18 protein-coding genes are annotated in these 21472 nt (G+C 62.9%); 7 read left to right on the top strand and 11 right to left on the bottom strand.

The features are described 5' to 3' along the window. Window positions 1-61 precede the first annotated feature (61 nt). Both KPL81_RS13275 and KPL81_RS13270 read right to left on the bottom strand, forming a co-directional pair. Entirely contained in the window at window positions 62-877 is an 816-nt protein-coding gene (locus KPL81_RS13275; protein ID WP_219792590.1) for a DUF1206 domain-containing protein, read from the bottom strand. 158 nt (window positions 878-1035) lie between these two features. After that, entirely contained in the window at window positions 1036-1611 is a 576-nt protein-coding gene (locus KPL81_RS13270; RefSeq protein ID WP_219792589.1) for a hemerythrin domain-containing protein, read from the bottom strand. Between the two features lie 168 nt (window positions 1612-1779). Here KPL81_RS13270 and KPL81_RS13265 point away from each other — a divergent pair, with 168 nt between their 5' ends. Both KPL81_RS13265 and KPL81_RS13260 read left to right on the top strand, forming a co-directional pair. Beyond that, window positions 1780-2541 carry a metallophosphoesterase family protein gene (locus KPL81_RS13265; protein ID WP_219792588.1) on the top strand — a complete coding sequence of 254 codons (762 nt, stop codon included), beginning with the start codon at window positions 1780-1782 and terminating at the stop codon, window positions 2539-2541. Window positions 2542-2555: 14 nt separating this feature from the next. Then, window positions 2556-2891, top strand: a complete 336-nt coding sequence (locus KPL81_RS13260) for a GFA family protein (RefSeq protein WP_219792587.1) — start codon at window positions 2556-2558, stop codon at window positions 2889-2891. Between the two features lie 11 nt (window positions 2892-2902). Here the strand turns inward: KPL81_RS13260 and nhaD are convergent, their stop codons facing one another. Next, a complete protein-coding gene (nhaD, locus tag KPL81_RS13255; protein ID WP_219792586.1) occupies window positions 2903-4384 on the bottom strand; it encodes a sodium:proton antiporter NhaD in 1482 nt (493 codons plus the stop codon). A gap of 206 nt (window positions 4385-4590) precedes the next feature. Between nhaD and KPL81_RS13250 the strand changes: the two genes are divergently transcribed. Further along, entirely contained in the window at window positions 4591-4872 is a 282-nt protein-coding gene (locus KPL81_RS13250) for a DUF503 domain-containing protein (protein ID WP_219792585.1), read from the top strand. Between the two features lie 538 nt (window positions 4873-5410). Here KPL81_RS13250 and KPL81_RS20890 read toward each other — a convergent pair. Continuing rightward, the gene (locus KPL81_RS20890) at window positions 5411-5902 is read right to left on the bottom strand and encodes a con-10 family general stress protein (RefSeq protein ID WP_219792584.1); all 492 of its coding nucleotides are present in this window, start codon (window positions 5900-5902) and stop codon (window positions 5411-5413) included. 307 nt (window positions 5903-6209) lie between these two features. On the opposite strand from KPL81_RS20890, the gene KPL81_RS13240 reads away from it, so the two are divergent. The 3 genes from KPL81_RS13240 to KPL81_RS13230 all read left to right on the top strand — a co-directional run bounded on the left by KPL81_RS13240 (window position 6210) and on the right by KPL81_RS13230 (window position 10162). Next, window positions 6210-7208 carry a potassium channel family protein gene (locus KPL81_RS13240; RefSeq protein ID WP_219792583.1) on the top strand — a complete coding sequence of 333 codons (999 nt, stop codon included), beginning with the start codon at window positions 6210-6212 and terminating at the stop codon, window positions 7206-7208. 130 nt (window positions 7209-7338) lie between these two features. Then, a complete protein-coding gene (locus KPL81_RS13235) occupies window positions 7339-9117 on the top strand; it encodes a methyl-accepting chemotaxis protein (RefSeq protein WP_219792582.1) in 1779 nt (592 codons plus the stop codon). Between the two features lie 73 nt (window positions 9118-9190). Beyond that, complete coding sequence (locus KPL81_RS13230) at window positions 9191-10162, top strand: YbgA family protein (protein WP_219792581.1); 972 nt, start codon at window positions 9191-9193, stop codon at window positions 10160-10162. Between the two features lie 22 nt (window positions 10163-10184). Here the strand turns inward: KPL81_RS13230 and KPL81_RS13225 are convergent, their stop codons facing one another. Next, window positions 10185-11960: an ABC transporter transmembrane domain-containing protein gene (locus KPL81_RS13225; protein ID WP_219792663.1), complete on the bottom strand. Its 1776-nt coding sequence runs from the start codon at window positions 11958-11960 to the stop codon at window positions 10185-10187. Window positions 11961-12073: 113 nt separating this feature from the next. Next, a complete protein-coding gene (locus KPL81_RS13220) occupies window positions 12074-14548 on the bottom strand; it encodes an NAD-dependent epimerase/dehydratase family protein (RefSeq protein WP_219792580.1) in 2475 nt (824 codons plus the stop codon). A 183-nt stretch (window positions 14549-14731) separates the two neighbouring features. Between KPL81_RS13220 and KPL81_RS13215 the strand changes: the two genes are divergently transcribed. Then, window positions 14732-15457 (top strand): glutamine amidotransferase, encoded by a 726-nt coding sequence (locus tag KPL81_RS13215; protein ID WP_219792579.1) that lies wholly within the window; start codon window positions 14732-14734, stop codon window positions 15455-15457. A gap of 33 nt (window positions 15458-15490) precedes the next feature. Here KPL81_RS13215 and yejK read toward each other — a convergent pair whose 3' ends face one another. The 5 genes from yejK to KPL81_RS13190 all read right to left on the bottom strand — a co-directional run bounded on the left by yejK (window position 15491) and on the right by KPL81_RS13190 (window position 21397). Beyond that, a complete protein-coding gene (gene yejK / locus KPL81_RS13210; protein ID WP_219792578.1) occupies window positions 15491-16507 on the bottom strand; it encodes a nucleoid-associated protein YejK in 1017 nt (338 codons plus the stop codon). Window positions 16508-16644: 137 nt separating this feature from the next. After that, window positions 16645-17871 (bottom strand): GGDEF domain-containing protein, encoded by a 1227-nt coding sequence (locus KPL81_RS13205; protein ID WP_219792577.1) that lies wholly within the window; start codon window positions 17869-17871, stop codon window positions 16645-16647. A gap of 188 nt (window positions 17872-18059) precedes the next feature. Further along, entirely contained in the window at window positions 18060-18821 is a 762-nt protein-coding gene (locus tag KPL81_RS13200; RefSeq protein ID WP_219792576.1) for an ABC transporter permease, read from the bottom strand. After that, window positions 18818-19789 carry an ABC transporter ATP-binding protein gene (locus KPL81_RS13195; protein ID WP_219792662.1) on the bottom strand — a complete coding sequence of 324 codons (972 nt, stop codon included), beginning with the start codon at window positions 19787-19789 and terminating at the stop codon, window positions 18818-18820. The genes KPL81_RS13200 and KPL81_RS13195 overlap by 4 nt, the downstream gene beginning before the upstream one ends. 141 nt (window positions 19790-19930) lie before the next feature. Further along, on the bottom strand, window positions 19931-21397 hold the full coding sequence (locus KPL81_RS13190; protein WP_219792575.1) for an Nramp family divalent metal transporter: 1467 nt from the start codon (window positions 21395-21397) through the stop codon (window positions 19931-19933). Between the last annotated feature and the right edge of the window lie 75 nt (window positions 21398-21472).

The raw sequence follows: 21472 nt of genomic DNA, 5'->3' as shown, positions 1-21472 counted from the left end.
GGAAAGGTTTTCCATCAACTGGGTCAGGCAGGAGCCCGTCTCTTGCGCTTCGGCGCTGGGATCAGCCGGGTGCGTTCACACGCCGATAGATGGCCTCGAGCAGGCTGTAGAGGCCGAAGGCGAACAGACCCAGGGCAACGAAGGCCAGCAGCCAACGGCCGAAAATCTGGCTTCGCAGCGTGCTGAAGACCTCGGCAAAGCCGCCCGCCTGGTCGGGATTTACCTCGTAGGCGGCTAGGACGAAGAACGCGCCGATGAGCAGGAATACCAGCCCGCGCACCACCAGCCCAAAGCGGCAGACGGGATAGGCCCAGCGTTGTGTGTGGGGTGGCATGTCGAAGTGGCGGTGAAACTTCATTTTCCAGCCCTTGATGCCGTGAGCGACGCCTGCGCCGATGATGGCCACGCCCACGACACCGACCAGCCAGCGCCCGTAAGGTTGCTGCATCAGCCAGCCAGCAAGGGTTTCCGAACCACTCCCGGAGCCGCCACCGTCGCCGCCCAGGGTAAAGATCAGGCTGGCGGCAAAAAACGCCAGCAGCAGATACGTGCCGGCACTTACCAGTAGGCCCCCGCGAATCGCCAGGCCCTTGGCATCGGTGCCATGATGGTCGGTATCCTTGAGTGATTGGGTACCGCGCCAGATGGCGTAGCCCACCAGGCCCACGCTGATGACGCCGAGCAGCACGTCCCCCCACGGGGCCGTCATCAAACGCTCCAGCGCGCCGCGGCTGTCGGTGGTTTCGCCGCCCTGGCCGAGTGCCGCCAACGCGGCGAGGCCGCCCACCATCAGGTAGACGACGCCGCGGGCCGCATAGCCCCAGCGTGCCATCAATGAGATGGCGTCGCCCTTGTCGGGTGTGGTCGTTCCGTTCATTGCGAGCTCCTCCTGGCTGAGCGTGGGCAGCGCTGTCCTCTCGGCTTCTCCAGCAGCTCGGCCTGACGCGAGACCGGGGAAGGGAAGTCCTTCGGTAGCTATCAGGGAGTGGGGCCGAGCGCCTGATCAGGCGCTCGGGTGAAGCGTGGACTCAACCTTCAGCCGGTCATTCTGCCGCTAAGCTGGTCACGCAGGCGGTCGACCATACCGACGCCGGGGCCTACCGTCTTGTGGAACAGTTCGGAGTGCGGTGCGCTGGGATGGGGACGAGTCGGTGCCATCTGCTTGGCTTTTTCAACCTTCCTGCCCAGCTCGACAAGGGTCTCGCCTGGGATGCGCTGGCGCAGCTTGGGAAACTGGTCGGCCTCCTCGTCCTTGGCGTGGTGGCGCAGCAGCTCGTCCAGCTTGTGCACACGGTCCATGAAGGCCGGCTCAGCAGCATCGGCGTCTTCCAACTGTTTCATTACCTGCACGATCTCGTCGTGTTCCTCCCTGTCGTGCTCGGCTTCCTCCTCTCCATCGGGAATGCGTTTTTCCATTGTCGGATAGACATACATCTCCTCGGCAACGGAGTGGCGCATCACTTCGGCGATCAGCGTATCGGTGAGGTCGCGGCGCTGCTCGGCATCGGGAGAGCGCTGGATCCTGTCGAGCAGCTCCTCCATTTCGCGATGGTCGAGAGTGAGAATGTCGACGACGTCCTGGGCGGACGCGGTGGTGTTCTGCACGGTCATGAGACTCCCTCCATTGAGTCGTTATGCCCTTTGCAACGGGCCATCTCAACATAGTCGCAAGCGCTGGCATCAGCCAAACCTGGCGAAGCCTTTCGCTATCCGCTTATGCTGGGCCAATCCGATTGGAGCGGCGCGACTGACGGTGCGCCGTCAAGCAAGGAGATGACCATGCGGCTCAGAGTGCTGTCGGATCTGCATCTGGAACATTTCGACGAGGGGCGCGAGTTGCCTGCCGTGGCGGCGGACGTGGTCATCCTTGCCGGTGATATCCATCGCCATGCCGAAGGGCTTGCCTGGGCTGCGGAGCGTTTTGCCGGACTGCCCATCCTCTACGTGCCAGGCAACCACGAGTTCTACGGCAGCAGTATGCCGCTGCTGCGCCAGGCGCTGGCCGCCGAGGCAGAGCGGGTAGGGATCCACCTGCTCGACAACCGTTCGCTGACGCTGGATGGCGTACGCTTCCATGGCACCACGCTGTGGACCGATTTCGCGCTATACGCCGATGACCCGGACCACGACCCGGCACTGACCGCAGAGAAGGCACGCTGGCTGATGCCGGATTTCAGCATCATCGAACAGCCCGAAGGAGAGACGTTCAGCCCGGCCGAAAGCCAGCGGCTGCATAGCGAAGCCCTGGCCTGGCTGGCGGCGGAGCTGGCCAAGCCCTGCGATGGGCCGCGGGTGGTGATCAGCCATCATGCACCGCTGGCGGAGTGCATTCCGCCACGTTACCAAGGCGATGCGCTGTCGCCTGCTTTTGCCTCGCATCTGTCGGCCATGATGGGGCGCATGGATCTATGGATTCATGGTCACGTGCACGAGCCGGTCGAGCACCAGGTCAATGGCACGCGGGTACTGGCCAACCCCGGGGGGTACCCGGGGGAGTTCGAGCCGCCCCTGTTCGTGCCGGATCTGGTCATCGATATCTGAGAGGAAATCACTACATGAAAGGAAGTTGCCTGTGCGGTGCGGTTACCTACGAGATCGATCAACTGGACATGCCAATACGACATTGCCATTGTCGTACGTGCCAGAAGGCCCATGCTGCGGCCTTTGCCACCACGGCAGGGGCGATGCGTAAACATTTTCGTTGGCTTGAGGGGGAGGAGGTGCGGTCTTCTTTCGAGTCCTCTCCCGGCAAGAAACGCTGGTTCTGTCGTACCTGCGGTTCACACCTCATCGCCGAACGAGAGGGACAGCCGCACGTTATCGTAAGGGTCGCCACCCTGGATGACGATCGGCGGTGGCGTGTTCCGGCGCCATCTCTGGCGCCGGCTTGAAGGCTTGCAGGTCAGCCGTAGACGTGGAAACTCCCCGCGTTCAGCCATAGGTGAACCAGAATGCTGGCGACGTAGCCCAGGGCGACGGCGGGAGCCCAGCGCAGGTGCCCGGCGAAGGTATAGTAGCCACGGGCCTGACCCATCAGGGCTACACCGGCGGCGGAACCTATCGAGAGCATACTGCCACCGACCCCGGCGGTGAGCGTGATCAGCAGCCAATCGCCGTGGGACATTTCCGGCTGCATGGTCAATACGGCGAACATCACCGGAATGTTGTCCACCACCGCGGAAACCACACCCAGTGCGATGTTGGCCCAGGTGGCGTCCCAGCCGCTGTATAGTACTTCCGAAACCAGGCCCAGGTAACCCATGAAGCCGAGGCCACCCACGCACATGACCACACCGTAGAAGAACAGCAGGGTATCCCACTCGGCCCGTGCCACGCGGTTGAACACATCGAACGGTACTACGCTGCCGAGCTGGGCCAGTCGACGCTCGTCGCCGGTACGCGTGTAGTGTTCACGCTTGCGTTCCAGCGAGCGGGGCAGGGTACGACGCAGGTAGTAGCCGAAGAACTGCAGATAACCGAGGCCCGTCATCATGCCCAGCACCGGCGGCAGATGGAGCAGGCTGTGGCAGGCCACGGCGGTGGCAATCGTGAGCAGGAACAGCAGGATGATGCGGCGAGCGCCGCGCTTGAGGTCGACTTCGTCCTCGACGCCGTGGGGCGTTCGATGGCCGATGAAAAGCGTCATGATCGCTGCCGGCACGAGGAAATTGACCAGCGACGGAACCAACAGGGCAAAGAACTCATAGAACTGCAGCATGCCGGCCTGCCAAACCATCAGCGTGGTGATGTCGCCGAAAGGGCTGAAGGCACCGCCGGCATTGGCTGCTACCACGATATTGATACAGGCCAAGTTGATGAAGCGCTTGTCGCCCTCTGCCACCTTGATCACCACGGCGCACATCAGCATGGCGGTGGTCAGGTTGTCGGCTACCGGCGAGGTCACGAAGGCGAGCCCGCCGGTCAACCAGAACAGCTGGCGATAGCTGAAGCCCTTGCGCACCATCCAGGCGCGCAGCGCATCGAATACCCGGCGCTCCTCCATGGCGTTGATGTAGGTCATTGCCACCAACAGGAACAGCATCAGCTCGGTGAACTCGAGCAAGGTCTCGCGGAAGGCGTGTTCGGCCTCATCGGGCATGCCGGCCTGTACGTAGACCCAGCCGATCATGAACCAGATCAAACCGGCCGCGACCAGCACCGGCTTGGACTTGCGCATGTGAAGTTTCTCTTCGGCCATCACCAGTGCATAGGCGAGCACGAACAGCATCACGGCAATGAAACCGACCAGGGAATTCGTCAACGCCAGGGGGCCGGTAGCGGCATGCGCCAGCGGACTGACGAGAAAACCAGCAACGACGAGCAACAGCAGTGCCGGGCCACGGAGAAACCGGGGCCTGGCGGAGGTGGAGCAGCCGAGGGGCATGGGAGTGTCCTGAGGAAGGGAGCGGGAGAACTCAGCGCTTATATAGCATGGCTTGCTGCGTTGCGATATCGCCTGTAGGGCCGGCCTCATGCCAGTTTGGCATGGGCACTGCAAGCGTCAGACGCACACTCGGTCAGGCCATGGTCGATGTGTATGCTAGCGTGTAGCCGCCAGGGCGATAATCGATCACGAAAAGGGAGTGTAGTATGCATATCGCCGTCATGAATGTACGGATTTCCCTACCCGGCTGTACGTCGCTAAAGGAGAAGCGCCAGCGCATGGGTGGCCTGCATGAACGCTATGGTCGCAACCCGGTGGTGGCGGTATGCGAGAGCGGCGAGCACGGCCGACTGGAAGCCAGCGAATGGACCTTCGTGGTGATGGGTAACGAGCGTCAGAAAGCGGAGTCGCTGTGCAGTGAAATCGAGGAAAAGCTGCAACGCACGGTGGATGGGCGTGTAATGGAGGTCACTCGCGAGTGGCTGTAATGAGGTACGGCAGCGTAGCGGTGCTCGGCTGTTTTATGTCGTTACGCTAATTTTGCAACGCATCAAAATGTGGCAAGAAATTGCTTAAGCGATCTTCGGTGGTGCAAAGATGGTGAGCTGGCGGTAGATGGCACAAAGCCTGCGTAGCTGTTTTTCTTGCAGGGCTTTGTTTTTCAAGCATTTCTGTAGTTGTTGGCGCAGTAATCGCATTATGTTTGTCAGCTAACCGAACAACGCTGCAGGAAGGTCGGCTTCACCTTCCTCGGCAACGTCGCCAACGGTGAGGAACCAAGGCGATTTACCGATGTGAGCTGGCGTGCTCCACCTGACCCCCTTCGGGGGGTCTTTTTTATTGTTGGGTAGGGTGAGCGCTCGGCACCTCTGCCGCAACTCGACCTTCGTCGAGTACGACAACGTCAAGCACAGAAAAAGCTGCCAGGGTGTACCTGACAGCTTCGCAAGCAGAGCCATTCTTCGTTCCGCCAAAGCTTCCTGCCCATTGCCTCGATCCCTGAGATGGACGGAACATCAGAATCGCTTAGCGTCCTTGGTTCTTGCCACCTTTCTGGCCGGCTTCGGAGGCCTTTTGCGGGTCGTTGGCAAAGTTGCCACCGCTATGCTGACCACCTTTCTGGCCGGCTTCGGAGGCCTTTTGCGGGTCGTTGGCAAAGTTGCCACCGCTATGCTGACCGCCTTTCTGGCCGGCTTCGGAGGCGCGCTGCGGGTCGTTGGCAAAGTTACCGCCGCTTTCATGACCGCCTTTCTGGCCGGCCTCGGACGCGCGCTGCGGGTCGTTGGCAAAGTTACCGCCGCTTTCATGACCGCCTTTCTGGCCGGCCTCGGACGCGCGCTGTGGGTCGTTGGCAAAATTTCCGCTGCTCTGCTGGCCGCCTTTGTGTCCGGCCTCGGACGCGCGTTGCGGGTCGTTGGCAAAGTTTCCGCTGCTTTCGTGGCCGCCTTTCTGGCCGGCCTCGGCAGCTTTCTGCGGGTCGTTGGCAAAGTTGCCCGGATTCTGGTTGCGCTGTGCCATGTCAGATCTCCTTCCTAAAGTGCCTGTCGAATCACAAGCGTGTTCGTACATCCATTTACCGGTACTTCCGGCACTGCTGGCGTCTGCCATCACGGGTAAACGTAGGAACGACACTTGGGGGGATCAAGGTCATAGGAGTTTCCTAATGCAAAGAAAAGTTTGCTTTTCTAAAGAAGGATATCCGACAGCGGCAGAATGACTTACGTGAAGTGGCCTTCTTGCCGGGAGCAGTCAGCCTATGGCTCCACTGAGCGAATTCATGGGCTAGGGTAACGGCACAAACCATTCGATTGGCAAGGAAAGCGGCATGGCGATATTCATTGCAACAAGCGGTTTTCTTCTGGTGGGGCTGGTCATCTACGATGCTGTCAAAACCACGCTTGCGGCAACCGGAGCCGGGCCCATTACCGGTTGGTTGGGGCGACTCGTCTGGTTCGTTGCGCTGGGGTTGCAGCGGCGGCTCGGGTGGAAAGGACTGCTTGGGGGCGTCGGACCGTGGCTCACCGTCAGCCTGATCACGGTATGGGTCGGGCTGGTCTGGCTGGGGTGGTGGCTGGCCTTCAGCAGTCATGAGGTAGCGGTGTTTCATCCCGCTTCGGGCACCTATGCCAACCCCGTGGAACGACTCTATTTCGTCGGTTACACCCTTACTACGCTGGGGTACGGAGACTTCGTCGCAGGCACGGGTAAGTGGCAGGTATTGGCGGTGTTGGCAGCGGCCAACGGCTTCTTCCTGCTTACTCTCGCCGTGACCTATATTCTCTCGGTCATGTCGGCGCTGGTGCAGAAGCGTCAGCTGGCGCTTTCCATTCATACGCTTGGCCCCACGCCGGCAGGCATCGTGAGCAGATTCGAGGAGAGCGGCAATTTCGAAGAGCTGGCCCGCCAGGCCGACGGCCTCAAGGCGAGCATCATCACCGTGGGGCAGCAACACCTCGCCTATCCGATCCTTCACTATTATCACCAGGCGGCTCCGGACCAGGCTTTGCCGGTGGCGCTGTTTCGGCTCTACCAATCCCTCGCCATCGTTTGCTATGGCCATGAGTCGTTGTCGCCGTCAGTGCGCTTTCAGCTGGAGAGTACGCTGCATGCACTGAACGGCTTTCTCGCGGTGCTTGAGCATGATTTCCTGCAGCCGGCGCGGCAAGCACCCAAGATCGATACGGCCTGGTTGCCGGCCACAGCCTCCCTCGCGACGCCTCCTGAAAGGCTTCGCGAGGATCTCGAGCAACTGGAAAGCCAGCGCCTATGGCTGGCTTTCCTTCACAAGGATGGCTGGGGCTGGAAAGCGGGATGGTGTCGTTAGGTTGATGCAGATCAACAAGTTGAGGAATTTAGTCTTGGCGCCACTGGTGCAGCGGGCAGGCTTGGGGCTTCATGGCAGGCATAACGATTCCTGAACAATATCAATGACACCACTCGCAAACGGCCTCGCCATGAAAACGTACGCAAACAAAGGGAACGGGTTTGCCAGCCTCAAGCGGCTGCTGACGCTCAACCTGCAGAACAAGATCCTGCTTCTGGTCCTGGTACCGCTGATAGTTTCCTCCTCGTGCCTGCTGGTTCTCGAAGGACTCGAGCGCATTGAGGCCAACCGCTTGCAACTGACGCAGCAGCGTGAGTTTTTGCTCGAGTCTCGACGACACGGGATCGAAAACCTCGTCGCCATGGCCAGCACCTTGATCGAAAGCGTGGCTGGTAATGTCGGCGACCCTGATGCGGCTAGGCAGACGGCCATCGAGCTGCTGCGCGATCTGCGCTTCGAGGAGGATAACTATGTTTTCGTCTTCGACTACGAGGGCACCATGCTGGTCCAGCCGGCTGTGCCTGAACAGGAAGGGCGCAACATGTTGGGTGCTGTGGATCCCGGCGGCAAGCCGCTTATTCGAGACATGATCGACATCGCACGCGGTGGCGGAGGTGCCTACGAATATGAATGGCGTAACCCGGCCAGCGGCGAAGTGGAGCCGAAATACTCCCATGTCATGGCTTTTCCCGAATGGAATTGGGTGGTCGGTGCCGGCGTGTATGCCAACGATGTCGACGCCGCCATGGTGGGTATCGAAGCCACCGCCCGGGAGCAACTGGTGAAGACTCTGGTAAGGCTGTGGCTCATCGCTTCGGCCATCAACCTGATCATCACGTGCTTCGCCATCTGGATCACGCGCCGCACGGTGCGCCAGATCCGCCGCACCGCCAGCGACATGCACGAGATCGCTCAGGGCGTGGCCGAGGGGCGCGGTGACCTGACCCGACGTCTTAGCGTCACCAGCAAGGACGAAATCGGGGAGCTGGCGCGGCAGTTCAATGGTTTTCTCGAACGTATTCAGGCAACGCTGCGCGAGGTGAGGGAAAGCGCCAATGGGGTATATGCTGCCTCACTGAGCATCGCACGCAGCAGCGACGACCTGGCCTCGCGTACCGACCAGGCAGCCGCCAGTCTGCAACAGACCTCCTCGGCGATGGAGGAGATAACGGCTACGGTGCAGAACAACGCCGAGCACACCCAGCAGGCCGATCAGTTGGTGCGTCGCAGCGGCGAAGTGGCACAGCAGGGCAAGGCGTCGATGCAGCGGGTCGAGGAGACGATGGAGCAGATCAATGCTTCCTCGGTGAAGATCGGCGAGATCGTCTCGTTGATCGACGGCATCGCCTTCCAGACCAACATCCTGGCGCTCAACGCTTCCGTCGAGGCTGCCAGGGCCGGCGAGCATGGCCGCGGCTTCGCCGTGGTGGCCCAGGAGGTTCGCTCCCTGGCCCAGCGTTCGGCCGACGCCGCGCGTGAGATCAAGACGCTGATCGACGAGTCGATGACGCGAACGCGCCAGGGCACGGAGATCGTGCACCACGCCGGCCTCACCATGCAGGAGATCTTCACCAGCATTACCGAAGTGAATGATGTCATCGCCGAGATCAGCGCCGGCTCGCGTGAGCAGAGCGTCGGTATCCATGAGGTCAACTCGGCAGTCAGCCAAATGGATACTATGACCCAGCAGAATGCCGCGATGGTCGGCCACAATAGCGACACCGCCGCCGTCATGCGCAGCCAGGCGGAAATGTTGACGCGCCTGATCAATGCCTTTGCCCTCGGCGGCGAAGCGTCGATGCCACGGCATCGGAGCGACGTCCAGGCACCGGCGCCTGCTACACCCAATCTGATGGGACTGCCACGACTACAGGCGAGTGCCGTAACAGCAGAGCAGGAGGCCTTCTAGCCGGCATTCCCCTTGCCGGAAAGCGTCGGAACGGCGACGATAAACCGGTGTGGCCTGAAATGAGAGGTTTGCCTTGGCGGAAGCGACAACGTCTACGACAGCCATTCCGGTAGGCATCAGTGCCTGCCTGATGGGCGAGCAGGTGCGCTACAACGGCGGACACAAGCGTTCCCGCTACTGCCTGGAGGTGCTGCAGGAGTGCTTCTCCTTCGAGCCGTTCTGCCCCGAACTCGAGGCTGGTCTGGGCGTTCCTCGGGAGCCGATTCGCCTGGTCGGCTCGCCCGGTGAACCGCCGCGGGTGAAGGGCACTGTCGACCCGGAGCTCGATGTCACCGAGCGCCTGAGAGAGGTCGGCGAGGCGTTCATAGCCCGTCACCGACATTTGCGTGGCTTCATTCTGATGAAGGGTTCGCCTAGCTGCGGGCTGGAGCGGGTCAAGGTCTATCATGAGAACGGCATGCCCAGCCATGCCGACTCGGGACTCTTTGTGCAGGTGATGCGTGATTGCTTCCCCGAGCTGCCGCTGGAGGAGGAGGCGCGCATGAACGACGCCGTGCTGCGCGAGAACTTCATCACCCGGGTATTCGCCTTCGACGACTGGAAGCGCCACGTTGAAGAGGCGAGCGAGTTCCACGCCCTGATCCAGTTCCACAGCCGCCAGAAGTACCTGCTGATGGCGCATCACGTGGAAGCCTACCGCGAGCTGGGCCGCTATCTGGGCAGCGAGGCGCATGCATTGCCGTTGCAAGAAGTCAAGCGCTCGTATCTGCAACGCTTCATGGCGGCGCTGTCGCGCCCGGCCACGCGAAAGACCCACACCAACGCGCTGATGCACGTGCTCGGTTACCTGAAGCAGGCGGTGGACAGCGAGGTCAAGCAGGACCTGCTGCAGGCGGTGGAGGAGTACCGCCTGGGCCATGTGCATCTCGCCGTACCGGTGCGCCTGCTCAACCACTATGTGAAGCGCCACGGTTCGGCGTACATCCGCCAACAGACCTACCTCGATCCCCACCCCTACGAGCTGGGCTTGCGAAACACCATCTGAACAGGACCAATCGCCTTCTTGCTCATGCTTCGACCCGGTGGCGGCCAAACTGCAGCTCCGCCAGGTGACGGTAGAGCGGGCTCTGGTCGAGCAGTTCGGCGTGGCGGCCGGCGGCGACGAGCTGGCCTTCGTCGAACACCAGCAGGCGATCAGCAGCGGTCACCGTGGCCAGCCGGTGGGCGATTACCAGGCTGGTGCGTCCGGCCATCAACCTGTCCAGGGCCTGCTGGACCAGGCGTTCGCTCTCGGCATCCAGCGCGCTGGTCGCTTCGTCGAGCAGCAGCACGCGGGGATCCTTTAGCAGCGCGCGAGCTATTGCCAGGCGCTGGCGCTGGCCGCCGGAGAGCTGCACGCCGCCCGGCCCGAGCTGGGTGTCGAAGCCGTCGGGCAGGGCCTCGATGAAACCCAGGGCGTTGGCATCGCGTGCAGCGGCGCGAAGCTCGTCGAGGCTGGCGTCGGGCTTGCCGTAACGCAGGTTGTCGGCCACCGAGCCGGTGAACAGTACCGGCTCCTGGGCGACCAGGCCCATGGCGGCACGCAGTTCGCGGGGATCCAGTGCACGCAGGTCGATCCCATCGAGAGTTACGCGGCCCCGATCGGGGTCGTGGAAGCGCAGCAGCAACCCCAGCAGTGTGCTCTTGCCGGCCCCGGAGGGCCCCACCAGGGCAATGCGCTCACCGGGTCGAATCCATAGTTCGAGGGAGTCGAGCGCCGGTAGCGTGCGACCCGGGTACGCAAAGCTCACGTTTTCCAGGCGGATCTCGCCGCGCAGTGGCTGGGGAAGGGACGTCGGCTGCGCCGGTGGACGAATGCCCGGCTCGGCGTCGAGCAGTTCGAGCAAGCGTTCGGCGGCGCCGGCGGCCCGCTGCACGTCGCCGGCGACCTCGGCCAGGGTGGCCACCGCCCCGGCGGCCAGCACGGCATAAAAGACGAAGGCGGAAAGCTCGCCCGCGCTCATCTCGCCGGCCAGCACTGCCTGGCCGCCTTGCCACAGCATTAGGCCCACCGCGGCGAATACTGCCAGCATGGCTGCTCCGGTCAGCCAGGCGCGCTGGCGAGTGCGCACCACGGCGGTGGCGAAGGCCTGTTCGACGCGTTCGCCGTAGTCGTGACGGTCGATGGCTTCATGGGTAAATGCCTGCACAGTGCGGATTCCGTCGAGGGTCTCGCTGGCGTAGCGGCCGAGTTCGGCCACTCGGTCCTGGCTGTGACGGGAGAGGTGCCGCACGCGGCGGCCAAACCACAGGATCGGCAGCACCGTGACGGGGATGCCGACCAGCACCAGCGCCGAGAGCCAAGGCTGCGTTACCAGCATCAGCGCCACCGCGCCCAGCAGCATCACCAGGTTGCGCAGCGCCAGCGAGATCGACGAGCCGAACAGGGTCTGCAGTACGCTGGTGTCGGCGGTCAAGCGCGAGGCGATCTCGGCGGGGCCGCGATCACGGTGGGCTGCGCTCTCGAAGAAGGCCGGCTCTAGGTCAAGCAGATGGTCATACACCTGGCGGCGCAAGTCGGCGGCCAGCCGCTCGCCGATCCAGCTCACCTGGTAATAGCGCAGGGCGGAAGCGCCGGCCAGCACGCTTACCATCGCGAGCATGGCGGCCAGCATCTGGTTGAGGCGGTTGCTGTCCTCGGCGAGGAAGCCCTGGTCGATTACCAGGCGCAGCCCCTGGCCCAGCAACAGTACGCTGGCGGAGGCCAGCAGCAGCGCCAGGGCGGCGATGGCCAGCCGGGCACGATAGGGCGCCAGCAACGCGATCAGGCGCAGCAGTACCCGAGGGTCGGGGCGTGAGGTCATGGTGGGGTTGTCGCTCGTGGCAGGCATGCCGACACGATACCAGTGTGGCCGGGTGTGTGCATGAAAGCGACAGGAAGCGCCCCGGGAGCGCTCCCTGTCGGCCAGCTCCGCCCTCAGCCCAGCAGCCGGCTCCAGCTGCCGTATTGGCCGCATATCGGCCCGCGGCGCGGGCTGAGGGAAATCACGGCAGCCCCGCAGACCAGGCTGTTGACGGTTGTTGCCATATCGGCGTCGTGCAGGAAGGGGATGAAGAGCAGCATGGCTGCGAGCGGTATCAGCAGCCAGCGCACGGGGCGTGCCGATTCGGCCATGGCGACCACGCTCACGGTGACGATCAGCGAACCGATCAGGTGATCCCAGTTGGCCAGGGTGCCTTCGGCACCGAAGGTCACCCGCGTGAACATCAGCCAGGCGCCAATCAGGAGGCACAGCGCCAGATTCCACGGCAGGTTTACGCCAGTGGCGAGCGCATCGCCGATGATGCGGCTGGGTTTGCGCTGGAAGTTTTCCGCGGTCGACTCGTTGGGTCCCTCGTCGGTGTCACCGGTGAAGAAGATCTTTAGCAGCGGTGCACCGGCCTTGTGACGCCGCTTGAGAAATTCCCCGGTGGCGACGAACTCGTTGAAGGCGTAGGCGATCTGCAGCAGCATCGCGCCGGCCTGTAGCAGACACAGGGAACACCAGGTGCCGATCAGGATTGGCTGGATGATGATGAAGGTCACCGAGACCACGCCGAGCGGCACGATCAGCACGCCGAACGAGGCGACGATCCAAGGCATGGTGCGCCAGCGGTTGGTCGCGCCAACGAAGCCGAGCAGGATCTCCAGCATGTAGACGATGCCACCCAGGCCGGCGTCGGGTACCGGCCACGCCTCGGAGGCCTTGGAGGTGATGATGTCCTCGGTGCCGTTGAGCCCGCCGCGGGTGCCGGCGAAGAACGGATCCCATACCACATCGATATGACCGAGCTGGTAGGCGGCGAGGTAGCGCGATACGAAGAAGCCGACGCATGCGAGTACGATGATCGGCATGCGCTGGAACCAGCTCGAGGGGTTGTTGTTCCAGCCGGGCGGCGTGGTGGGGCCGGTCATCGCTGCGGCGGGCGATAACCCCGGCGCCGGTCGCACCAGAGCGGCGAAGCCGATGGCGAGGGTGCCGACCAGCGTGCCGTTGAGGTAAGCCGCGGCGCTTTCGCTCCAGAACACCAGCGGGGCGAACAGCACCCACAGGCCGACTACCGCCGCCGCCCAGCGCGCCCAGCTCATCTTCAACGACAGCGAGAGCGCACCGAACAGCGCCAGCAGTAGCCCCGAGGCCATGTCGCTCACGGCCATGCCGCCGCTGTAGCCGAGCGTGGCGGGGGAGGCCACCAGCCAGGCGCCCAGGGCGACATTGAAGAAGTGCGCCCACAGGAAGCGATAATGCTCACGCTGGGCATGGGCCTGGTAGTCCTCTAATACCCGCTCGGGGTTGGCGCCCTTCTCCTCGGCTTCCTCGACCCAGTCGGGCGGGGTGATGCCGTTGGCCTGGTACCAGCCGTGTGGGTCGGCGAGCAGGTTGTCGACCATGGCCTCGAGCGTGTCGAAGACCCCATGGCGTGGCTCCCAACCCAGTTGCTCCCGCGCGCGGCGAATGTCCAGCTCGTAGTGGTCGTCGGCCATGTCGATCATGAACGGGCGGATGAAGGGCTTCTCGCCCTTGTCGAAATCGTCCGGCACCAGCGGTTCGCTCTTTTCTTCCAGCAGCGCACCGGTCTTGGCCAGCGGCTTGGGCATCACCACGGTCTTCCACTTCTTCTTGCCGTGGATCAGCTCACCGAGCCGGTTTTGCAGCGCCTCGTAGCTGACGGCGTGTTCCTCGCCAATGAGGATCTCGTTATGCTCGGGCAGCTCGCGGCGGCGGTCGATGGTGCGGCGGAAGGCATCGATCATGTCCTCCTTGTGTACGCAGGCCTGGCCGGCGTTGGTGTTGCCCGAATAAAAGTGGCTCTTGAAGGTATGCTCGTAGATACGCGCGATCTGGTGCGACAGGGTGGGCACGCTGGTCTTCTCGTCGTACATGCCGGCGAGTCGCAGCAGGGTATAGGGCATGCTGGCATGCTTGCGAATCACTTCTTCGGTGCGCGCCTTGGACTGCGGGTAGGGCCAGGTAGGTCCGATCGGGGTCTCTTCGCTGACCCGGTGACCCGGCACCTGCGGTTCGTGGACCAGCATGGTGCTTGAATAGACGAAACGCCCGACGTTCATGTCGCTGAGCGCATCCAGCAGGTTCCTGGTGCCTTGCTCGTTGACCTTTTCGTAGAGCGGCGACTCCTCGCCGGTGAAGTCGAAGTAGGCGGCCAGATGCACCACCGCGGCAATGTCGTGCCCATGCCTTTCGCGGATCTTGTCCAGCGCTTCGCGGATGGATTCGACGTCGGTCAGGTCGAATTCGTAGCTCTCATGGGTCTCTTCTCCGCTGCTTCTGTCCAGGCCGATGATGAGATAGTCATCCTTGAGGCTCTGGGTCAGCGCGGTTCCCACGCCACCCGAAGCACCTGTGATCACCACCAGCGGTTTCTCCTGGGTTGCCACTTCCGTGTCCTGCATGGCCAGGGTTCCCTCCTCGCTACTGCGTTGAAGTGCCTTCTCGCTGCTGCACACTCAAGCTAGTCGGGTTTGCGCCCGAACGGCAAACTCGGGCGGTTCCTTGGCGCAGGCTGCATTGGCTATGCTGCTAAGGTGTTGGCGCAAACGCCAAACCGTTCAGAAAGGAAAGGGAGCTTCTCGTTCATGAAGAGTGTCGTTGCCATTCGCCACGTGGCCTTCGAGGATCTGGGTATCTTCGAGCCGATTCTCGAGGAATGCGGTTATCGTGTTCGCTATCTCGATCCTGGGCTGCTCGGCCCCGATGCCCTCGAGGCGCTGGATGTCGATAGCCCGGAGCTGATGGTGGTGCTCGGCGCCCCCATCGGGGCCAACGATGATGCGCTCTATCCTTTCCTGTCAGCGGAGCTGGACGCCATCCGCCATCGCCTCGAGGCGGGCCGTCCACTGCTCGGCATCTGCCTAGGGGCCCAACTGATCGCTCGGGCCATGGGGGGGCGGGTATTTCCCATGCCGGAGAAGGAGATCGGCTTCGCCGATGTCTCGTTGACCCGCGAAGGCCAAGTGGGAGCGCTGCGCCATCTCGGCAACCCGGACGTCGTGCTGCACTGGCATGGCGACATGTTCGAGACACCGCCCGGTGCCACACGCCTGGCCTACAGCCATGCCTGCTCCCACCAGGCCTTTGCCGTCGGCGAGCAAGTGCTGGGCCTGCAGTTTCATCTCGAGGTGGACCCGGCCAGGATCGAGCCTTGGCTGATCGGACATGCCGCCGAACTGGACGCCGCGGGAATCGATCCGGTAGCGCTGCGTGAGCAGGCTGCACGTTACGGTCCTGGGCTCAGGATCCGCGGGCAACAGGTTCTGCGCGAATGGCTGGCGGCGGCGGAAGCGGCTCACGACATCGCGTAGCGTCCACGCCGGCGGGTGCGTGCCAGGGCCGGGTCAGCTCTGGCGTTTCTTCAATTGTTCCTTCAACTGCTTGGGCACTTGCTTGATGATCAGGCGGTCCTGGCTCTCGTCGTACTCGATGCTGGAGCCGAGCAGGTGGGAGTCGAAGCTGATCGACATGCCGCCGGCGCGCCCGGTGAAGCGGCGAAATTGCCGCAGGGTACGCTTGTCGGGAGGGATCTCGGGGGAGAGGCCGTAGTCGGCGTTGCGGATATGGTCGTAGAAGGCCTTGGGCTGCTGCTCGTCGAGCAGCTCGGAGAGCGCTTCCAGGGTAATCGGTTCGCCGCGCCCGGCCTGCTCGTTGGCATAGTCGATCAGCGTCTCGGTCTGCTCCCGGCTCTGCTCCTCGGGCATGTCCTGCTGCTCCACGTAGTCGCTGAAGGCCTTGAGCAGCGTGCGAGTCTCGCCGGTAGCGTCGATGCCCTCAGTGGCGCCGAGCACGCCGGCCAGATCCTCGGAGAGCTTCTTGCCGCCGCGGTCATGAATCCATGAGAGATAGTGACGAGAGGCTGCACCGTCGCGCCACTGGGTCAGATTGATACGCAGGCCCAGGCTCATGCGCGCCAGGTTGAGCTGCCTGGCGGGTACGATATCCAGCGAGTCGGTGACTCCGACTCCTTCGCGCTGATGGAGTAGCGCCGCGGCGAAGTAATGCGTCTCGCCCTGGCGGTAATCGACGCACAGCAGGTGGCCAGAGACCGAGAGGTGGGCATCGATCACCGGCAGCAGGCGCTCGGCCGCAGCACGGGTGAAGGCCACGAAATCGCTATTTCCGTCGAGGTGGCCGGCCAGGTCGCTGGCGAATTCTGCCACCGTTTCGTGCGGGTCGTCGCTCTCTGCAATGAAGTGTCCCCAAGCCTTGGTCTTGGCATGGTAGGCGTCGTGGAAGCTCGCCAGCAGCTCCTCCAGCAGCGCAGAGGGAGCCAGCTCCGCGTTTGCCGGCTTCAGGCTGGCGGGCTGGTCGCTTCCGGTCTTGTCGATGGCGTGGACGATGCAGTGCTGTATCGGCATGGCCGGTATTCCTGCGAAGCGAAGGGAGACAGCATGGATATCCGGCAGCGCTGCGCCGGCATGGAGAGGCGCATCATACCCGGCCCATGGATGAGATCAACCCATGGGCGGCACGATGCGTGCTCGGCTGCTGCTCGTCAGGCGCCGGCGGCTATCGTGGAGGGGGTATCGCCTGCCACAACCACGCAGTTGCGCCCGCGGGCCTTGCCGACATAGAGCGCATTGTCCGCGCGCTGCAGCGCCTGTTCGAGCTTCCCCTCGTCGAGCCTGATCTGGCTGATGCCCACCGTCACGGAGAGATGCTGGCCCTCCTCGAACATGGGTAAGTGCAGCGATGTCACCTTGCGGCGCAGGCGTTCGGCGATGAAGGTGGCGGTTTCGAGATCGGCCTGGGGCAGGGCGATGACGAACTCTTCGCCGCCGTAGCGGCCGATGATATCCGTTTCTCGCAGCACCGAGGCGCAGCAGGAGGCGACAGTGGTCAGGACGAGGTCGCCGACGGCATGGCCGTGATGGTCGTTGAGCGTCTTGAACAAGTCGATATCGACCATGCAGATAGTCAGCGGCATACCGTCGCGCTGGGCACGGCTGAACTCGCGTTCGGCCAGGTCGAAGAAATGCCTGCGGTTGGCGAGACCCGTGAGCGGATCGGTGCTGGCCATGTGGCGGAGACGAGCCTCCAACAACTGGCGCTCTTCGATCTCCTTCTGCAGCTTGCGATTGACTTCGCGCTCCGCCACCAGCAGGGCGAACTGCTTGCGCTGCAACCGGTTGAGGCGAGCGTAAGTCAGCCAGCCCATCAGGTTGGCAAAGGCGAGTATCAAGGCGGTGCTGGCCAGCATGCCGGGGGAAAGGGGTTTCCATAGAGCCGCGATCACAATGAACCCGCTCGCCAGGTAGCCGCTCCAGGCCAAGATCCACGGCAAGCGGTTGGGTACCAGCAGGTAGATGGCCAGGCATGCCACCACGACGCTCGAGATATGCAGGCCAATGCTGCCGGGGTGCAACAGGATGGAGGTCAGCAAGCCGGTGAGAGCGATGAAATAGACCAGGTTGAGCGATATCGGGCGATGGGCGTGCGCCGAATGGCGACCGATCAGGCGTGCCAGCGCCAGGCAACTGAGTGCCACGAGGAGGCGGATGAGGAGCAGGGCCAGCAGATGGATACTCGTGCCGAGCAGGAGATAGTCTGCCACGCCAAAGAGCAGGAAAACTCCGGCAACGAGATGGAGCGCATGACGTAACTGCTGCGCGTCTTGCAGCTGCATGGTACGGCGATACAGGGCCTCCAGCGCGGCGTCCTGAAATTCGTCGCGCCAGTCAAGCGAAGCCCCCTCCTCAGCCTCGTGCTTTCCAGCAGTCATGCATTGTTCCCTTGAGAGATGGCATCAAGGTCGTCTGACGCCAAACAACGGCTTTTATTGATTTTTTTCCTGAACTGACTGGTCTTGCAACAGCTTTCCCCTCACGCCCGGTAACGGAGGGTAATGCTTTTAAAGGATGGTCAAGAACCGCCAGACGCGCCAGGCGTAACTATGCCCAAACGGCCAACCTATGGCTTGAGGCGATAGCCGGTGCGAAAGATCCAACTGATCACCGCCAGTGCGACGCCGAGGAACAGCGTGATGATGGCCAGGCTGGCCCAGATGCTGACATCTCCAGAGCCGTAGAAGCTCCAGCGGAACCCGCTGACCAAATAGACCACCGGGTTGAGCAGGGTCACGGCCTGCCAGAAGTCCGGGAGCATATCGATGGAGTAGAAGGTGCCGCCAAGGAAGGTCAGTGGCGTGACGATCAGCAGAGGCACCAGTTGCAGTTTCTCGAAGCCGTCGGCCCAGATGCCGATGATGAAACCGAGCAGGCTGAAGGTCAGCGCAGTGAGAATCAAGAATAGCAGCATTACCAGCGGGTATTCGATCGAGAAGGACACGAACAGGCGGGCCGTGCCGAGCACGATCAAGCCGAGGATCACCGACTTGGTGGCCGCCGCGCCGACATAGCCGAGCACGACCTCGAAGTACGAGATCGGTGCCGAGAGGATCTCGTAGATGGTGCCCGAAAAGCGTGGGAAGAAAATGCCGAACGAGGCGGTCGAAACGCTCTGGGTCAACAGCATTAGCATGATCAGTCCGGGCACGATGAAGGCGCCGTAGCTCACACCGTCCACCTCGCTGATACGCGAGCCGATGGCAGCGCCGAACACCACGAAGTAGAGCGAGGTGGACACCACTGGCGAGACGATGCTCTGCAGAACGGTGCGCAGGCTGCGGGCCATCTCGGCCAGATAGATGGTCTTGACCGACTGCAGGTTCATGTTCTCTCCCTGACCAGGTTGACGAAGATTTCCTCCAGCGAGCTCTGGCGGGTATGCAGATCCTTGACACGAATGCCGGTCGCCTCCAGATCGGCCAGCAGACCGGCGATGCCGGTGCCTTCGTCCAGGTGGGTGACGTCGTAGGTGTAGACCAGCGCATGGCCCTCTTCGGTCAGTACCAGATCGTGGCCGGCGAGGGCGGCAGGCACGGCATCCAGTGGAGTGGCGAGGTGCAGCGTCAGCTCCTTGCGGCCCAACTGGCGCATCAGCGTGGACTTCTCCTCGACCAACACCAGTTCACCGCGGCGAATCACACCGATGCGATCGGCCATCTCCTCGGCTTCCTCGATGTAGTGGGTGGTGAGGATGATGGTAACGCCCTGGTCGCGCAGGCCGCGTACCACCTCCCACATCTCGCGGCGCAGCTCCACGTCGACACCGGCGGTAGGTTCGTCGAGGAACAGCACCTGGGGCTTGTGCGACAGCGCCTTGGCAATCAGAACCCGGCGTTTCATTCCGCCCGAGAGCTCCAGCAGGCGATTGTCGCGCTTGTCCCACAAGGTCAGGGCCCTCAGCACGTTTTCGATGTGTGCCGGGTCCTTGGGCTTGCCGAATAGCCCGCGACTGAAGCTGACCGTATCCCACACCGTGGTGAAAGCCTCGTTGGTCAGCTCCTGTGGCACCAGGCCGATTCGCTCGCGTGCCTCGCGATACTGGGTCACATTGTCGAAACCATCCACCTTGACGCTTCCGCTGGTAGCGTTGACCAGCCCACAGATCACGCTGATCAGCGTGGTCTTGCCGGCGCCGTTGGGGCCGAGCAAGGCAAAGATCTCGCCGCGGCGAATGGTCAGGTCGACCTCCTTCAGCGCCTGGAAACCGTCGCCATAGGCCTTGGAGAGCCTCTCGACCTGAATCATCGGCGTACCGGCGCCGATGTCGCCACCGGCAGTCCCATGCTCGGCCATGGCGATCGGCGCGAGATTGGCTGAAAGAGTCATGCGGTGTTCCTGTTTTCGAAAGAGCGAATCGACATGCCCTATCCTAGCGCGTGGCAACGCCAGGCGCAGTGCTTGACGGAACAGGCAAAGGCGCTTCGTCCTTGTACATCAGCCATTCAACAGGCCCGCCATGTTGAGGAGATAAAGCACGGCAAAGCCGAGGTAGAAGAGCCCGGCCAGGGTCATCGTGACGGTTGCCGTCAAGCCCGGTCTGAGCGCCGTCGGCAGGCGCGTGCGGTTGACGTAGAGCGCGGCCAGGGCAATGAAGGGCGTATGGGCTGCCGCAATGATGCCCGAAACGGACATGACCTGCACTGGATCGCTGAAAGCCAGCAGGATGAGCAGTGGCACGATGCCGGTCACGACGACGATATAGAGCCGCTTGAGCCAGCGACGCTCTAACATGTCCCACGGCAGCCACCGATCGAGGCTAGTCAGACCCTTCAGCAGCGGACCCGGTTCAGCGGCCTCGCGACGGGCCCGGGTCACGATAAGGGTCATGTCGGCGAAGCTGCGGCCCCAGCCGTCCTGGTTGGCCAGGATGCTGCCGCCCAGCGCGATGACGATCGCCGCCAGCAACACATAGCGACCGACCTCTCCCCACACCTCCGAGAAGATACGGGTCAGGTCCACCGCGACCTCCGGACCCTCGGGCATGATGCCTTCCGGGGCCAGCAGTTCAGCGCCGAGCACAAGGAAAGAGAAGATCACCACCAGCCCGCCGACCACGCCGAGTGCCGCGGTCACGCTCATGGCGCGAATCCAGCCCCGGGCATGGGCGACACGGGTTTCCTGCGGCTTCGGGCCGGTCCTGTTCATCTCCCTGCGCGAGTCGTCGGGCTGCTCGTCATCGGGTTCTCGGCTCTGCAGGCCACCGCCGAAGCCACGGGTGGCGGTCCAGTAGCCGAACCAGACGATGCCCATGGAACCGGCAAGAATGGTGCCCACCCAAGGCAGGATCACATAAAGATCAGGGCTCTCGGGCCAGTTGAAGGTGAGACCCTCGGCGAGCGGCGCCAGGCCGGGAAAGACGATGACCGCCGTGATAATGGCCATCACCATCAGCGCCAGAGCCATCACGCGACTGAAAGTCTCGATCATCGAGTAGCGCCCGGTGGCGGTGAACAGGGTGGAAGCCACCACCATGGCCATGGCATAGAGCGTGTTGTTGCCGGGCATGGTTTCGCCTAGGGCACTGCCGACGACGGCGGCAAGCCCGGCGATGCCGATCGCCGCCGCCAGCAACTGCGGCACGAAGATTACCCATACGGCCCAGTTCCTCGGCCCGCTGAGTGTGTGCATGCCCTCCAGCATGGAGTGGCCGGTGACGATGGAGTAGCGCGCCATCTCCCGGATCATGACCCACATGAACAGCACCACCATTAGCAGTATCCACAGCAGCTGATACTCGTAGGCGGAGGCCACGCGAGGGGTGAAGAGGATCGAGCCAGTACCCACGGCGGAGAGCATCCACAGCAGGCCGGGGCCGTACCACTTGATGCGCTGCCTGCCTTGAGGCGGGTCGGGTACCCGGTCACGGAAATGAGCTTCCTGCTCCTGTTGCTTCCCTGTCACACACGACTCCTTGCTATCAGCATGAACGACTAAAGGTAGCAGGCCAGGTTTCCATAAGGTCAAGGGAGGGGGCGA

This window comes from Billgrantia antri (assembly GCF_019430905.1).
Lineage (GTDB): Bacteria > Pseudomonadota > Gammaproteobacteria > Pseudomonadales > Halomonadaceae > Halomonas > Halomonas antri.
The sequence above is the reverse complement of the archived record's forward strand: the minus strand, read 5'-3'. Positions and strand labels throughout refer to the sequence as shown.

Coding starts and splice junctions, on each gene's coding strand:
- KPL81_RS13275 (WP_219792590.1), bottom strand. CDS start 877: ATGAACGGAACGACCACACCCGACAAGGGCGACGCCATCTCATTGATG.
- KPL81_RS13270 (WP_219792589.1), bottom strand. CDS start 1,611: ATGACCGTGCAGAACACCACCGCGTCCGCCCAGGACGTCGTCGACATT.
- KPL81_RS13265 (WP_219792588.1), top strand. CDS start 1,780: ATGCGGCTCAGAGTGCTGTCGGATCTGCATCTGGAACATTTCGACGAG.
- KPL81_RS13260 (WP_219792587.1), top strand. CDS start 2,556: ATGAAAGGAAGTTGCCTGTGCGGTGCGGTTACCTACGAGATCGATCAA.
- nhaD (WP_219792586.1), bottom strand. CDS start 4,384: ATGCCCCTCGGCTGCTCCACCTCCGCCAGGCCCCGGTTTCTCCGTGGC.
- KPL81_RS13250 (WP_219792585.1), top strand. CDS start 4,591: ATGCATATCGCCGTCATGAATGTACGGATTTCCCTACCCGGCTGTACG.
- KPL81_RS20890 (WP_219792584.1), bottom strand. CDS start 5,902: ATGGCACAGCGCAACCAGAATCCGGGCAACTTTGCCAACGACCCGCAG.
- KPL81_RS13240 (WP_219792583.1), top strand. CDS start 6,210: ATGGCGATATTCATTGCAACAAGCGGTTTTCTTCTGGTGGGGCTGGTC.
- KPL81_RS13235 (WP_219792582.1), top strand. CDS start 7,339: ATGAAAACGTACGCAAACAAAGGGAACGGGTTTGCCAGCCTCAAGCGG.
- KPL81_RS13225 (WP_219792663.1), bottom strand. CDS start 11,960: ATGACCTCACGCCCCGACCCTCGGGTACTGCTGCGCCTGATCGCGTTG.
- KPL81_RS13220 (WP_219792580.1), bottom strand. CDS start 14,548: ATGCAGGACACGGAAGTGGCAACCCAGGAGAAACCGCTGGTGGTGATC.
- KPL81_RS13215 (WP_219792579.1), top strand. CDS start 14,732: ATGAAGAGTGTCGTTGCCATTCGCCACGTGGCCTTCGAGGATCTGGGT.
- yejK (WP_219792578.1), bottom strand. CDS start 16,507: ATGCCGATACAGCACTGCATCGTCCACGCCATCGACAAGACCGGAAGC.
- KPL81_RS13205 (WP_219792577.1), bottom strand. CDS start 17,871: ATGACTGCTGGAAAGCACGAGGCTGAGGAGGGGGCTTCGCTTGACTGG.
- KPL81_RS13200 (WP_219792576.1), bottom strand. CDS start 18,821: ATGAACCTGCAGTCGGTCAAGACCATCTATCTGGCCGAGATGGCCCGC.
- KPL81_RS13195 (WP_219792662.1), bottom strand. CDS start 19,789: ATGGCCGAGCATGGGACTGCCGGTGGCGACATCGGCGCCGGTACGCCG.